Below are 12,977 nucleotides of genomic sequence, written 5' to 3'. Positions count from 1 at the left end.
GCCGCTCCTACGGATTGGTCAGCGGTTGACTTCAGCCCAGAGCGTGCTGCTCATGCCGAACAGCTTGATGAAGCCTTCGGCTTCCTCCACTCCCCAGTCGGCCGATTGCGCGTAGGTCGCGCCCTTGGCATTGAGGATATGCGGCGACTTGATGGCCACGGCGTCCACCCGGCCGCCGCGCGTCTCCAGCGTGACTTCGCCATTCACGGTGGACTGCGAAGAAGCGAGGAACGCCTCCAGATCGGTCTTCAGCGGATCGTGGAAGAAGCCTTCGTACACCAGCTCCACCCACTTGCGCGCCACTTCGGGCTTGAAGCGATTCTGCTGCTTGGTCAGCACCGCCTCTTCCAGCGCACGGTGCGCGGTCAGCAAAGCGATCAGGCCGGGCGCTTCGAACACGATGCGTCCTTTCAGGCCGATGGTGGTGTCGCCGGTATACATGCCGCGGCCGACGCCGTACTGGGCGAATAGCGTGTTGAGTTTGGCCAGCAACGTCGCGCCTTCGAGCGGCTTGCCATCCAGTTCGATCGCGACCCCGTTCTCGAACTTCAGGGTGACGGTCAACGGTTCGACTGGCCAGGCGCTACGCGGCGCGCACCAACCGCGTGCGCCTTCGCCGGGCGCATCCCAGCGGTCGATCTCGCCGCCGGACATGGTCAGCCCCAGCAGGTTCTCGTTGATGGTGTAGGCCTTCTGCTTGGCGCGCACGCCGAAGCCGCGATCCTCCAGGTATTTCTGTTCGTAGGCGCGGGTCTGGGTGTGTTCCTTCTGGATTTCCCGGATCGGCGCGACGATCTGGTAGTCGCCCGATGCCTTCACTGCCAGATCGAAACGCACCTGGTCGTTGCCCATGCCGGTGCAGCCATGCGCGATGGCCTTGGTGCCGAGTTCCTTCGCGCGTGCGAGCGCCGCATCGACGATGAGATAGCGGTCCGATACCAGCAAAGGATACTGGCCCTGATAACCCTCTCCCGCCCACACGAACGGCTTGACGAAGCCGTCCCAGATCGCGGGACCGCCATCGACGGTGACGTGGCTGGCGGCACCGAGTTCGGCGGCACGCTGCTCGATGAAGGCGCGCTCTTCGGCATCCACGCCGCCGGTATCGGCGAATACGGTATGCACGGCCCAGCCCCGCTCCTGCAGGTAGGGAATGCAGAAGCTGGTGTCTAGGCCGCCGGAAAAGGCGAGGACGATGTCTTTGGTCTGGCTCATGGGGAAGTGTTGGTTCCGTGGGTTTACTGGTTGGAAAGCGCGGCCATGATGGCCTTCTGCACATGCAGGCGGTTTTCCGCCTCATTGATAGCAATGCATTGCGGCGAATCCATGACCGCGTCGGTCGCCTTGATGTTCCGGCGCAACGGTAGGCAATGGCTGAAGACGCTGTTGTTGGTCAGCGCCATCTTGCGTTCGTCGACGATGAAGTGCTTGTACTGGTCGCGGATGGGCTTCTCCGGTTCCCAGTTGCCGAAATAGGGCAGCGCGCCCCAACTCTTCGCGTAAACGACGTCGGCGCCCGCGTAGGCGCTGTCGATATCGTGGCTGACGCGCAGCGAGCCGCCGTTCTCGGCCACGTTCTGTTCGGCCCAGCCCATGTAACGCTCGTCCAGCACGTATTCGGGCGTGGGGCACAGCAGGGTCACGTCCATGCCCATGCGCGTGGCGATGGTCAGGGCCGAGTTCGCCACGGCGGTGTTCAGCGCCTTGGGGTGGTACGTCCAGGTCAGCACGTACTTCTTGCCGCGGAGATCGTGGCTACCGAAGTGCTCTTGCAGAGCAAGTACGTGCGCGAGCTCCTGGCACGGATGGGTGATGGTCTCCATGTTGATCACCGGCACCGGCGAGTACTTCGCGAAGCTCTTCAGCACGATGTCTTCGCGGTCATAGGCCCAGTCGATGAACTTCGGGAAGGCACGCACGCCGATCAGGTCGACGTAGCGGCCCAACACGCGGGCGACCTCAGCGATGTGCTCCTCGGTGTCGCCGTCCATCACCGTGCCCAGGTTGAATTCGATCGGCCATGCATCCTTGCCCGGCTGCAGCACCACCGCGTGGCCGCCCAGCTGGAAAGCGCCCAACTCGAAACTGGTGCGGGTACGCATGGACGGATTGAAGAACACCAGGGCGATTGATTTCCCCTTCAGCGCATCGCCCAGCTTGTGCTGCTTGTACAACGCCGCCTGCGTCAGCAGCGCGTCCAGTTCGGTACGCGACCAGTCCTGCGTATTCAAGAAATGCTTTATTACCGGCTTCATTGCGACTTCCCAAAGATCCAGAAACGAAAAAACCCAGCGCCAGGCTGGGTTCCGGTTGAACAAGCAGTAACGTCCGGCGACCCAGCTAGATAAGCGGTTCCGGTCGGCGGGCACGAGACGTCATTCCCGAGGCCATCCGGGCGGCGCTTGCGTGCAGGTGTGCGTTCATGCTCATTGGGTCGCATCGTCGCACGCAGGGTGTCCTGGCGCAAGACTTAGGGTGTGGCGAGGTTCTGACCTGGGATGTAAGGCATCACGGAAACCCGGATCCGCAGCCGGTTGCCGGGATCTTCGGCCAGGCGCGAGCGGTACTTGAAGCCTTTGTAGACGTAATCCACGTCATAGGCGATAGGGCGGCGGAACTCGCGCTCCACCGGCACCATGCGGCAGCTGGGCTTGGCGGGTTCGGCCTTGGGCGCAGGCTCCGGGTCGCGGGTGAATACGCCTTTCACCGAATCCATGATCTTCGACCAGCGGCCCTCTTCTTGCGGAGGGGCAGGCTTAGGTGCCTGTTTTTCCTCGCAACGCATTTCGGTGCGCGAAGCGCGCAGGGTTTGGTAGACGGGGTCGACAGCCAGTACCTGCGCATAGTCCAGGCGGACGTTTTCCACCGGCAGCACCGTGACTGGATCTGTCTCCTGGGCCGCTGCCGAGACCGATGCGAAGGCAGACAGGCCGAGGCCGAGCAATGTGTGGCGATACAGGCGCATGAGGCCACTGGTCTGGAATCCCAACCTCCAGTGTAGGGAGTGCGCCTGGAGAGGGGCTGAATCGATGCTGTCGAAGGCGAATACTGTCGAAGGCGCATAGGGGCCGGTAGAATCGACCGGCATCCTTCCCTCACCCCACTCATGACCCTGAGATTGCACAATAACCTGACGCGACAGGTGGAACCCTTCGCGCCGCTCGTCCCCGGCTGCCCCACCATGTACCTGTGCGGCCCCACGGTCTACAACTACGTGCATATCGGCAACGCGCGCGGCCCGGTGGTGTTCGACGTGCTGGCCGCCCTGCTCCGCCGCCGCTTCGGCGGCCTGCGCTACGCGCGCAACATCACCGACATTGACGACAAGATCAATGCCGCCGCGAAGGAACTCGGGATGCCGATTTCCACGATCACCGACAAATACGCCGCCGCCTATCGCGAGGACATGGCGAGCTTGGGCGTGGTGCCGCAGGATTTGCAGCCCGAAGCGACGGCCCACGTACCGCACATCATCGCCATGATCGAGCGCCTGATCGAAACCGGCCATGCCTATGTGGCCGAAGGCCATGTGTTGTTCGCTGTCGCCACTTTTGCGGACTACGGCAAGCTTTCGCGCCGCGATCCGGAGGAAATGCTGGCCGGCGCCCGGGTGGAAGTGGCTCCGTACAAACGCGACGCCGGCGATTTCGTGTTGTGGAAGCCTTCCAGCGACGATCTACCCGGCTGGGAATCGCCGTGGGGCCGCGGCCGTCCCGGCTGGCATATCGAATGCTCGGCGATGATCGAAGCGATCTTCGGCGAAACCATCGACATCCATGCCGGCGGCGTGGATCTGCAGTTCCCGCATCACGAAAACGAGATCGCGCAGAGCGAATGCGCGCACGGCGGCAAGATATTCGCCCGGTTCTGGGTGCACAACGGCATGCTGAATTTCGGCGGCGCCAAGATGTCCAAGTCGGTGGGCAACGTGGAGCGCGTACACGAACTGCTGAAGCAGCATCCGCCCGAGGCGCTGCGCTATGCGCTTCTTTCTGCGCATTACCGGCAACCACTGGAATGGTCCGACGCCTTGATCGAGCAATCGCTGCGTACGCTGGACCGGTTGTATGGAACGCTGCGCGACCTTGTCGATATCCAGGCCGAAGCAGAAATTCCGGCCGTTGTGGAAGCCGCCCTGGACGATGATCTGAATACTCCGCAGGCGCTAGCCGAGTTGGCACGTATCGCCGGCGAGGCGCGCAAGGCGGTCGCGCCCGAAGACAAGATGCGTTTGAAGTCCGAATTGCTGGGTGCGGGCCTTGCTCTGGGCCTGCTGCAACAAGAAGCAGCGGACTGGTTCGGCCGCGGCGCCTCAGACGATGACGACGTCCGCATCCAGTCCTTGATCGACGAGCGTAATGAGGCCAAGAAGAGCCGCGATTTCGCTCGATCCGACGCCATCCGCGATCAGCTGGCCGCCGAGGGCGTTTTGCTGGAAGACACGGCGCAGGGCGTACGCTGGAAGCGTGGTTGACGATGAACCCTGAGCACCAATTGTGAACACAAGTATTTTCCCGCTCGAACCCACTCCTGCCGAAGCCCAGCTCGCCATCAAAGAAGAGTTCGGCTTCTTCAGCGACTGGTCCGAGCGCTACCAGTACCTGATCGACCTGGGACGCAAGCTGCCTCCTTTCCCTGAAGAGTGGAAGACGGAGGAACATCGTCTATTGGGTTGTCAGTCGCTAGTCTGGATCGTGCCGCAGGGCGACGCGGACCGGCTGGACTTCAATGCGATCAGCGATTCGGCCATCGTTTCCGGCTTAATCTATCTTGCACTGCGTGTGTATTCGGGGCGCCCCGCCGCCGAGATATTGGCGACCCAGCCCGATTACATCGCCGATATCGGCCTGGCCAAACATCTGTCTCCGACACGCAGCAACGGCTTGGCCGCAATCCTGGCCTTCATTCAGGACACCGCAAGAAACCATGCATGAGTGAGGCGGCGCCCCTGCCCGTTTCGCCCTTGCGCAACCGGGGCTTCATCGGACTGCTGGTCTACCGCCTGCTGGCGATGCTGTCTTACCAGATCGTGGCGGTAACGGTCGGCTGGCATCTCTACCAGATCACCCGCGATGCGTTGGCCTTGGGCCTGATCGGGCTGACCGAAGTCATACCCTACTTCTGTTTCGCGCTGTTCGCTGGTTATGCAGTCGATCACATGCGCCGCCGCCGCTTGGGCATGTACGCCTGCCTGGGCTTGCTGTTGACCACGTTGACGCTGGCGGGCGTGGCCAGCGGACGCATCCCTTCCTTCGGCACCATCACCATCTACGCCGCCATCGCGGTCAATGGCGTGGTGCGCGCGTTCCTGGCGCCCGTCTACACCGCGCTATTCGCGCGCGTGCTGCCGCGCGAACAATACGCACGCGGGGCCGGCATCGGCAGTGTGGTGATGCAGACCGGGCTGGTGGTCGGACCGGCCATGGGTGGGTTGCTGGTGGCCTGGGGCGGCAACACGCTGGCTTACCTGGTGGCGGCCGGCTTCGCCGCGGCCGCTGCGATCGCGATCGTCTCTCTGCGCGTCAGCGAACCGCCCGCATCGCCGGAACGCGCGCCTATCTTCAAGAGCATCGGCGAAGGCCTGCGTTTCGTGTTCAACAATCAGGTGGTGCTGGGCGCGCAAGCGTTGGACATGTTCTCGGTCCTGTTCGGCGGCGCAGTGGCGCTGCTGCCTGCCTTCATCCACGACATCCTGCATTACGGCCCCGAGGCTTTGGGCATGTTGCGTGCGGCGCCGGCCGCCGGTGCTGTGCTCGTGGGGCTGTGGCTTGCGCGCAGGCCGCCCAAGCGCAATGCCGGCCGCCTGCTGCTGTATGCGGTCGCCGGCTTCGGCCTGTGCGTCATCGGTTTCGCGCTGTCGCGGGACTTCTGGCTGTCGGTGCTGATGCTGATGCTGTCCGGCATGTGCGACGGCGTCTCGGTGGTGCTGCGTTCGACCATCCTGCAACTGGCCACGCCGGACGAAATGCGCGGGCGCGTTTCCTCGATCAACGGCATCTTCATCGGCTCCTCCAACGAGCTGGGCGCGTTCGAGTCGGGATTGGCGGCACGCCTGATGGGGCTGGTACCTTCGGTGGTGTTCGGCGGATTCATGACCCTGGCCGTGGTCGGCGTGACCGCCTGGAAGGCGCCGAAACTGCGCCGGCTGGATTTGCAGGACCTGCAGTAAGCCGGCGGCGACTCAGGCGTAGACTGGAACCCTTCCCAAAGCCGAGTCGTGCCATGGGTACCGAAACCGTTCGCGGCAAGCAGGTCGTCATCCATTTCGATGGCGAACGCTGCATCCATTCCCGCAATTGCGTGCTGACCCATCCAGATGTGTTCGTCCCCAACGTGGAGGGCGAATGGATCCATCCCGATGCGGTTTCCGCCGATGAAGTGGCGCTTACCGCCCGCATCTGCCCTTCCGGCGCGATCCGTTACGAGCGTCTCGACGGGCAGCCAGGGGAACCGGCGCCGTTGGTCAACACGGTCCGGATACGCGAAGACGGGCCGCTAGCCTTCAACGCGCCGCTGCGTATCGCTGGCGAAGACGAAGGCCTTCGCGCGACGCTGTGCCGTTGCGGCCTTTCGAAGAACAAACCCTACTGCGACAACAGTCATGTCGAAGGCGGTTTCGTGGCCACCGGCGAACCGGCAATCAAGCCTTCCGAAGGACTGACCGCACGCGCGGGCATGCTGGAAGTGGCTCCGCAACTCAATGGCCCACTGAAAGTAAGCGGCAACTTGGAAATCGTCAGCGGCACGGGCCACACGATCAACCGCACCAGCGAAACCTGGCTTTGCCGCTGCGGCCATTCGCAGAACAAACCTTATTGCGATGGTTCGCACAGGAAGGCCGGTTTTCAGGCTGATGGAGCTTAAAAGATGATTCGACTCTTGTTTTTAGCTTCATTGTCCCGTGAGACGCGGCAAATGAGCCGGGTCTAACCCCGAAGGGGCGGCGCGCACGATGTGCGCCGTTTCCGGACGGCACATGGATGTGCCTTCCGGAAATTCCCGGCTCATTTGCGGACCCAACGGCTCTATCGTTGGGCGCGGCGTTAGGGCGGCTTTCTTTTAGTTACTTTTCTTTGCCGTTCAAAGAAAAGTGACTCGCGCAACGCGCGGCTCTTAACAGCCGAACGGCTGGTCAACGCTTTTGCTTCCGGCAACAAAAGCGAAGTCGCTGGATCCCCGCCTTCGCGGGGATGACGAAGATCAAGATCAAGGATAAGAAATCAAGATCCAAGATCAAGATCAAGATCAAGATCAAGATGGATCCCAGCTTACGCTGGGATGACGACATATAAAAAAACCCCGCGATGCGGGGCTTTTTTAACTCTGGCGAACGCCTGCGATTAGTCGCCCTGCTGCTTCTGCAAGTGCTCCCAGCGCTCCTGCGCATCGATGGTGCGCTCGGCGGTCAGGCGCGCTTCCAGGCGCTCCAGGCCGATTTCCTCGCCCGTATCGGCGCAGTAACCGTAATCCCCGCCATCCAGACGCTTGAGCGTGCTGTCGATCTTGCCGATCAGCTTGCGGTAGCGGTCGCGGGTACGCAGTTCCAGCGAGTTCTCGGTTTCGCGAGTCGCACGCTCGGCTTCGTCGCCGACGTCGCGCACTTCGTCCTTCAGGTTCTCGATGGTCTGTTTGGATTCCTCGACCAGATCGGCGCGCCAGGTGAGCAGGCGCTGGCGGAAATATTCCAGTTGCAGCGTACTCATGTATTCCTCGTCCGCCGCCGGCTTGTAGCCATTGGGGATAAGAGGACGGCCGGTGGCTTCATCGGTCTTGTAGGGCACGACCTTGACCTTGCCGCGCGGTGCGGGCGTGGCCGAAGGCTTGGAAACCACAGCGACGGCCACCTTGCCCACGGGACGCGGGATGGGGGCCTTGGCGACGGGGGCCGGAACTGCGGCGGCGGATTTTGTGTTTTTAGAGGTCTTGGGGGAAGGCACTGGTTTTATGGGAGTCGGTTTGACGGCTGGCGCCGGTGCCGGGTTTGCAGCAGCCTTGGGAACTGGCGCTTCGGCACGGCCAGCGGCCGGGGGGGCGGTCTTGGCAGGAGTCGCTTTGGCCGTAACCGGCATGGCAGCCGGCTTCGGTGCGGATTTGACGGAGGATTTGGACGGAGCAGCCGGTTTCGGAGCGGCGGGTTTCGGAGCGATGGGTTTCGCGGCTACAGGCTTCGCAGCAGCCTTGGCTGCGGGCTTGGGCGCGGGCTTTTGCGCAACCGGCTTTTTGGCCGGCACGGCTTTCTTGGCGACGGGCGCCTTCTTGGCTACAACCTTTTTGGCCGGGACCGCCTTTTTGGCGACGACCGGCCTAGCCGGGGCCTTCTTGGCGACCGCTTTGGCCGGAGCCTTCTTGGCAACGGGCTTGGCCGCCGGCTTCTTGGCCGCAACCGGCTTGGCGACAGGCTTCTTGGCGACGGGCTTGGCGGGTTTCTTGGCCGGCTTGGCGGCCTTCTTCGCAGGTTTCTTTGCAGCCACGAAAAGCGCTTCCTTCAACTTCCCGGGCCCGGGAAGGGGGCGTCTTTATAGCCTACCCGGTCGGGTGCGGCAACCACTGCTTCAATGACCTCTTCCACCAACTCGCATATCATCGGGACATGGTCGGCCGTTTCCTCATTCTCATTCTGCGGTTTTACAAGCGCTTCATCAGTCCACTGCTAGGCCCGCGCTGCCGCTTTGCGCCCAGCTGCTCGGAATACGCGATGCAGGCCATCGGTCGCTTCGGTCCGCTGAAGGGCAGTTGGCTGGCGTTGCGGCGCGTCGGCCGCTGCCATCCCTTCCATCCGGGCGGGCACGATCCCGTGCCTGAAAAGCCCGTCCACCCTTCCCCGTCCACAGGAACCCCCTGATGCCCGGCACCTTGATAGTCAACGCCCGTCTGGTCAACGAAGGCCGTGAGTTCGACGGCGACCTGCGTTTCGCCAATGGCCGCATCACCCACGTAGGCGGACAACTGAGCGCACAACCCGGCGACCAGGTGATCGAGGCCGGCGGGCGCTTGTTGTTGCCCGGGATGATCGACGACCAGGTGCATTTCCGCGAACCCGGCCTGACCCACAAAGGCGACATCGCCAGCGAATCGGCGGCCGCCGCCGCCGGCGGCCTGACCACCTTCATGGACATGCCCAACACCACTCCGCCCACGTTGGATGCGGATGCGCTGGAAGCCAAATACCGCAGCGCCGCGGGTCGGGCCTGGAGCAACTTCGGCTTCTACCTGGGCGCCAGCAACGACAACCTGGAAGCGGTGCGCACGCTGGACCCGAAGACTGCGCCGGGCATCAAGGTGTTCATGGGGGCCTCCACCGGCAACATGCTGGTCGACAACCCGGACACGCTGGACGCGATCTTCCGCGAAGCGCCCACGCCCATCATCACCCACTGCGAGGACACGCCGACCATCGACGCCAACCTGGCGTTGTTCAAGGTGAAGTACGGCGAGGACATTCCGGTGGAATGCCATCCGGACATCCGTTCGCGCGAGGCTTGCATCAAATCCACGCGGCTTGCGTTGTCGCTGGCGCGCAAGCACGACACCCGCCTGCATGTACTGCATATCTCCACTGCCGACGAGCTGGCCCTGTTCCAGGCCGGTCCGCTGGTCCGCAGCGACGGCGTGCGCAAACGGATCACCGCCGAAACCTGCGTGCATTTCCTGCGCTTCGACCGTAGCGACTATGGGCGGCTGGGCAATCTGATCAAATGCAATCCCGCGATCAAGGATGCCAGCGACCGCGAAGCCCTGATCCGCGCGCTGGCCGACAACGTCATCGACGTACTAGCCACCGACCACGCGCCGCATACGCTGGAAGAGAAATCCAGGCCCTACTCGCAGGCGCCCTCCGGCTTGCCGCTGGTGCAGTACGCGTTGGTGGCGGCGCTGGAACTGGTGCACGAGAAGAAATCGACCGTCGCGCAGATCGTCAACAAATTCGCACATGCGCCGGCGCAGCTGTTCGACGTCAAGGAACGCGGTTACCTGCGCGAAGGCTACTGGGCCGACCTGGTGCTGGTGGAAAACGAACCGTTCACCGTGCGCCGCGAGGACGTGCTGTCGAAATGCGGCTGGTCGCCTTTCGAGGGCACCACTTTCCAGTCGCGCGTCGGCGCGACTTGGGTCAACGGACGCATGGTATGGAATGGCGAGCATCTGATGGGTACGCCGAACGGACAGCGTCTGGAGTTCGATCGTTGAGGACGGCTTCCGCATTGCTGCTGTGGTTGGCCCTTTCCGTCTCTTCCGTTTTCGCTCAACAGTCCGCGCAACAGAATTCCTCTTCGCTGGATACGAAAATAGTCTTTCCGGCCGACGTGCCCCAAGGGGGATTGGTCCTGGGCAAGGTGCCGCCCGGCAGCACGGTGAGCTACGCGGGGCGCGAGTTGCGGGTCAGCGGATATGGCACAGTGGTGTTCGGCGTGGGACGCGACGAGTTGGGGCCGCTGGAAGTCGAAATAAAGCGGCCTGACGGCATCCGTGATGCGGCGCAGATCATGGTGACGCCCCGGGAGTGGCCTCAGGAACAGGTGAACGGCGTGCCGCCGAAGACCGTCAACCCACCACCCGCCATCGCCGACAGGATCAAGCGCGAACAAGCGCTAGTGATCGCCGCGCGGGCACGCGACGACGACCGTACCGACTTCGCCAAGCCCTTCGTATGGCCGGTACAGGGCCGTATCAGCGGCCGCTTCGGCAATGCCCGCGTCTATAACGGACAGCCCGGCGCGGGACATTCCGGCATGGACATCGCCGCGCCCGCCGGTACGCCGGTCAAGGCGCCCGCAGCGGGTGTGGTGACTTTCGCCGCGCCCGACCTCTACCTCACCGGCGGCACGCTATTGCTAGACCACGGCTTCGGCGTCAGCTCCAATTTTCTGCACCTGTCGCGTATCGACGTGAAGGTGGGCGACCGCGTGGAACAGGGCCAGGTCATCGCTGCGGTGGGCGCGACCGGACGTGCCACCGGGCCGCATTTGCATTGGGGAATGAATTGGTTCGACGTGCGGATCGATCCGCTGTTGGTGCTGGAGCGCAAATAGCGCGGTAGGTCGGGTCTACGTGCCCAACTTGCATGCCGCAACTCGCGATATGTCGGGGATGTAAGCCCGACCTACAAATTAGGGATTCACTCCGCTGACCCGCGCTACCGCATCGTGCGGATGCAGGCTTTCGAAATGCGAAACGGTTGCCTGATAACGTTCGATGCGTGGATCGGCCGATAACACCGACGCCACCCGGCGCGCCGCGTCTTCGCAGAACATCAGGTTCTCGGCATTCAAACGCGCGAAGGCCAGCTCATCGATGCGCTTGACCGCGGTCTGCACCGGCGTGGCCAGGCTCGCTTCCAAGGCGTCGATCAAGGGTACCAGCGGCAATTCGTCGAACTGCGCGCGCAGTTCCACCCGTATCTGCGCGCGGCTGCGCTGCGCGTGCGGCGTGGCGGCGAGGCCACGCTCGGATTCGAGCCAATCGTGGACCACGCCCACCGACAGCGGACGCGCAGCGGCGAAATCCTCGGAGAAACGTTCGGCATTGGCCTGGCGCGACAACGCGGCCGAAGCCGGACAGGTGCTGGAATATTCCAGCGAGAAACCCAGCGCCAGCTGCAAATGGCCTTCGCTCAGGGTGGCTTCGATCTCGACGGGGTAACGCTTCCAACCGGTGTATTCGCTCTCGAGCGCGCGCCTTTGCAGCAACGCTTCGTAGCGGATCTTCAGTCGCGCCTGCGAGGCCAGGCCCGACTGCGAGGCGATGCTCTCTTGCAGCAGGTGGCGCAGGCCGGCAGGAGTGATGGCTTCGCGCGCCAGGCCCGTCTGCAGTTGCAAGTAAAGCCGCGACATGTGGATACCGCGCGCCTCCGGATTAGTCAGATTCACCGACAGATCGATACTGGCGGCGACCTGCAGCTGCCCGCCCGCACCATCGGACACGCGCACCGGCAAGGCGATGCCCTCCATGCCTACCCAGTCCAGTGCCCGCGCCAAGGGCACGGCATGGTCGGCGACATCGGGAAGGTCGGTACGTGGAGAAACGGTAGGTAGAAGATCGGGGCGTGAAGCGGACATCTAAGGAAACCGTGGGGGGCGGGTCAGGCTTGCGATTGTACCGGCTCGGGACTGGACGCCCCTGCAACGGTCCGTTACGTCAGCGCCGCCTGGCAGCGCGCCATCCCAGCCACAGCGCGCGCGCCGGCGACAAGGGCGCATATCCCTCTCCGGCTGCGGAGAAACGCCGCAGACGCGAGCGCGCCAGCGCCGACCACAGCTTGCGGGGAATGGCGCCGGCGTTGCGTACCGGCCATTGTCCGAGCAAAGCCCGCGACCAGGCTTGTTGGGAGGGATCGGCCTGCCCGGCGAAATGAACCGGAATCGCCGCATCTCCGGCCTCGTCCAGCCGCGTCGCCAGCCATTGGGCGCTGATGGAAAGAACCAGCACCTGGCCTGTCGCTGGGCCGAACAAAGCCGATTCCACCTCGGCGATGGCCATCGCCAGAGGCTCGACGATCTGGAATGCCGTCGCCGGGTTCTGTGGGCGTTCGCGCAACCGGATCAAGGTTGGAAGCGCTTCCGCCAGCTCGAACCACGGCGCGCGGTTGGGCTCCAGCACGCGGCCCAGCGGATGCCGGGAACGCTGCCTGCTCCAGTCGCGCAGTTCCTCGCCCCACCACGCCAGCTTGGCGTCCGCGGGCAAGGGATCGCCGGCGACGTTCATCGCGTCGGTGAACTCCTGCAGCAGGGCGAACCAGGCGACCGCGAGCTGACGTTGCGATGCCGGAACGAATACTTCGACCACCCGCCATTCCGGCCAGCGGCTGCGCCATTTGTCCAGGAAGCTGTCGAGTGCGGTCGAGTCGGTCATGGTGTGATTGTGTAGGAGCTGCGTCCCCCAAGGGGACTTCCTTCGGGGCGCAAGCTGCGACCGGTGGAATACGAACCCGTCAATTCTTTACTGGGCACTCCGACGTTCGGTCGCGGCTTACGCCGCTC

Annotated in this window: 13 protein-coding genes; 7 read left to right on the top strand and 6 right to left on the bottom strand. The window is 63.5% G+C overall.

Annotated elements, in window-relative coordinates; all coding sequences use genetic code 11:
- Window positions 1-18: 18 nt before the first annotated feature.
- The 3 genes from AC1DTQ_RS17755 to AC1DTQ_RS17745 form a co-directional block, all read right to left on the bottom strand.
- A complete protein-coding gene (locus AC1DTQ_RS17755) occupies window positions 19-1,215 on the bottom strand; it encodes an argininosuccinate synthase (RefSeq protein ID WP_477851304.1) in 1,197 nt (398 codons plus the stop codon).
- A gap of 23 nt (window positions 1,216-1,238) precedes the next feature.
- On the bottom strand, window positions 1,239-2,255 hold the full coding sequence (locus AC1DTQ_RS17750) for an N-acetylornithine carbamoyltransferase (RefSeq protein ID WP_477851303.1): 1,017 nt from the start codon (window positions 2,253-2,255) through the stop codon (window positions 1,239-1,241).
- 215 nt (window positions 2,256-2,470) lie between these two features.
- Complete coding sequence (locus AC1DTQ_RS17745) at window positions 2,471-2,965, bottom strand: hypothetical protein (RefSeq protein ID WP_477851463.1); 495 nt, start codon at window positions 2,963-2,965, stop codon at window positions 2,471-2,473.
- Window positions 2,966-3,106: 141 nt separating this feature from the next.
- On the opposite strand from AC1DTQ_RS17745, the gene cysS reads away from it, so the two are divergent.
- From cysS to AC1DTQ_RS17725, 4 genes are read left to right on the top strand one after another with little or no spacing between them, the layout of a single operon-like run.
- A complete protein-coding gene (gene cysS, locus AC1DTQ_RS17740; protein WP_477851302.1) occupies window positions 3,107-4,474 on the top strand; it encodes a cysteine--tRNA ligase in 1,368 nt (455 codons plus the stop codon).
- A 22-nt stretch (window positions 4,475-4,496) separates the two neighbouring features.
- Complete coding sequence (locus AC1DTQ_RS17735) at window positions 4,497-4,934, top strand: SufE family protein (RefSeq protein ID WP_477851300.1); 438 nt, start codon at window positions 4,497-4,499, stop codon at window positions 4,932-4,934.
- The gene (locus tag AC1DTQ_RS17730; RefSeq protein WP_477851299.1) at window positions 4,931-6,169 is read left to right on the top strand and encodes an MFS transporter; all 1,239 of its coding nucleotides are present in this window, start codon (window positions 4,931-4,933) and stop codon (window positions 6,167-6,169) included. The genes AC1DTQ_RS17735 and AC1DTQ_RS17730 overlap by 4 nt, the downstream gene beginning before the upstream one ends.
- Window positions 6,170-6,222: 53 nt before the next feature.
- The gene (locus AC1DTQ_RS17725; protein ID WP_477851297.1) at window positions 6,223-6,864 is read left to right on the top strand and encodes a CDGSH iron-sulfur domain-containing protein; all 642 of its coding nucleotides are present in this window, start codon (window positions 6,223-6,225) and stop codon (window positions 6,862-6,864) included.
- A gap of 476 nt (window positions 6,865-7,340) precedes the next feature.
- On the opposite strand, the gene dksA is transcribed toward AC1DTQ_RS17725, so the two are convergent.
- Window positions 7,341-8,471 (bottom strand): RNA polymerase-binding protein DksA, encoded by a 1,131-nt coding sequence (gene dksA / locus AC1DTQ_RS17720; RefSeq protein ID WP_477851296.1) that lies wholly within the window; start codon window positions 8,469-8,471, stop codon window positions 7,341-7,343.
- Window positions 8,472-8,590: 119 nt separating this feature from the next.
- Between dksA and yidD the strand changes: the two genes are divergently transcribed.
- From yidD to AC1DTQ_RS17705, 3 genes are read left to right on the top strand one after another with little or no spacing between them, the layout of a single operon-like run.
- The gene (gene yidD, locus AC1DTQ_RS17715) at window positions 8,591-8,842 is read left to right on the top strand and encodes a membrane protein insertion efficiency factor YidD (RefSeq protein ID WP_093279813.1); all 252 of its coding nucleotides are present in this window, start codon (window positions 8,591-8,593) and stop codon (window positions 8,840-8,842) included.
- Window positions 8,842-10,188 carry a dihydroorotase gene (locus AC1DTQ_RS17710; protein WP_477851295.1) on the top strand — a complete coding sequence of 449 codons (1,347 nt, stop codon included), beginning with the start codon at window positions 8,842-8,844 and terminating at the stop codon, window positions 10,186-10,188. Before yidD ends, AC1DTQ_RS17710 begins: the two co-directional genes overlap by 1 nt.
- Window positions 10,185-11,030: a M23 family metallopeptidase gene (locus AC1DTQ_RS17705; protein ID WP_477851294.1), complete on the top strand. Its 846-nt coding sequence runs from the start codon at window positions 10,185-10,187 to the stop codon at window positions 11,028-11,030. The genes AC1DTQ_RS17710 and AC1DTQ_RS17705 overlap by 4 nt, the downstream gene beginning before the upstream one ends.
- Before the next feature lie 78 nt (window positions 11,031-11,108).
- Here AC1DTQ_RS17705 and folE2 read toward each other — a convergent pair whose 3' ends face one another.
- Window positions 11,109-12,056 (bottom strand): GTP cyclohydrolase FolE2, encoded by a 948-nt coding sequence (folE2, locus tag AC1DTQ_RS17700; RefSeq protein ID WP_477851293.1) that lies wholly within the window; start codon window positions 12,054-12,056, stop codon window positions 11,109-11,111.
- Window positions 12,057-12,135: 79 nt separating this feature from the next.
- Window positions 12,136-12,849, bottom strand: a complete 714-nt coding sequence (locus AC1DTQ_RS17695) for a phytoene/squalene synthase family protein (RefSeq protein WP_477851292.1) — start codon at window positions 12,847-12,849, stop codon at window positions 12,136-12,138.
- Between the last annotated feature and the right edge of the window lie 128 nt (window positions 12,850-12,977).

The organism is Pseudoxanthomonas sp. P4_B2, assembly GCF_056402315.1.
This window is presented reverse-complemented; position numbering and strand designations above follow the sequence as displayed.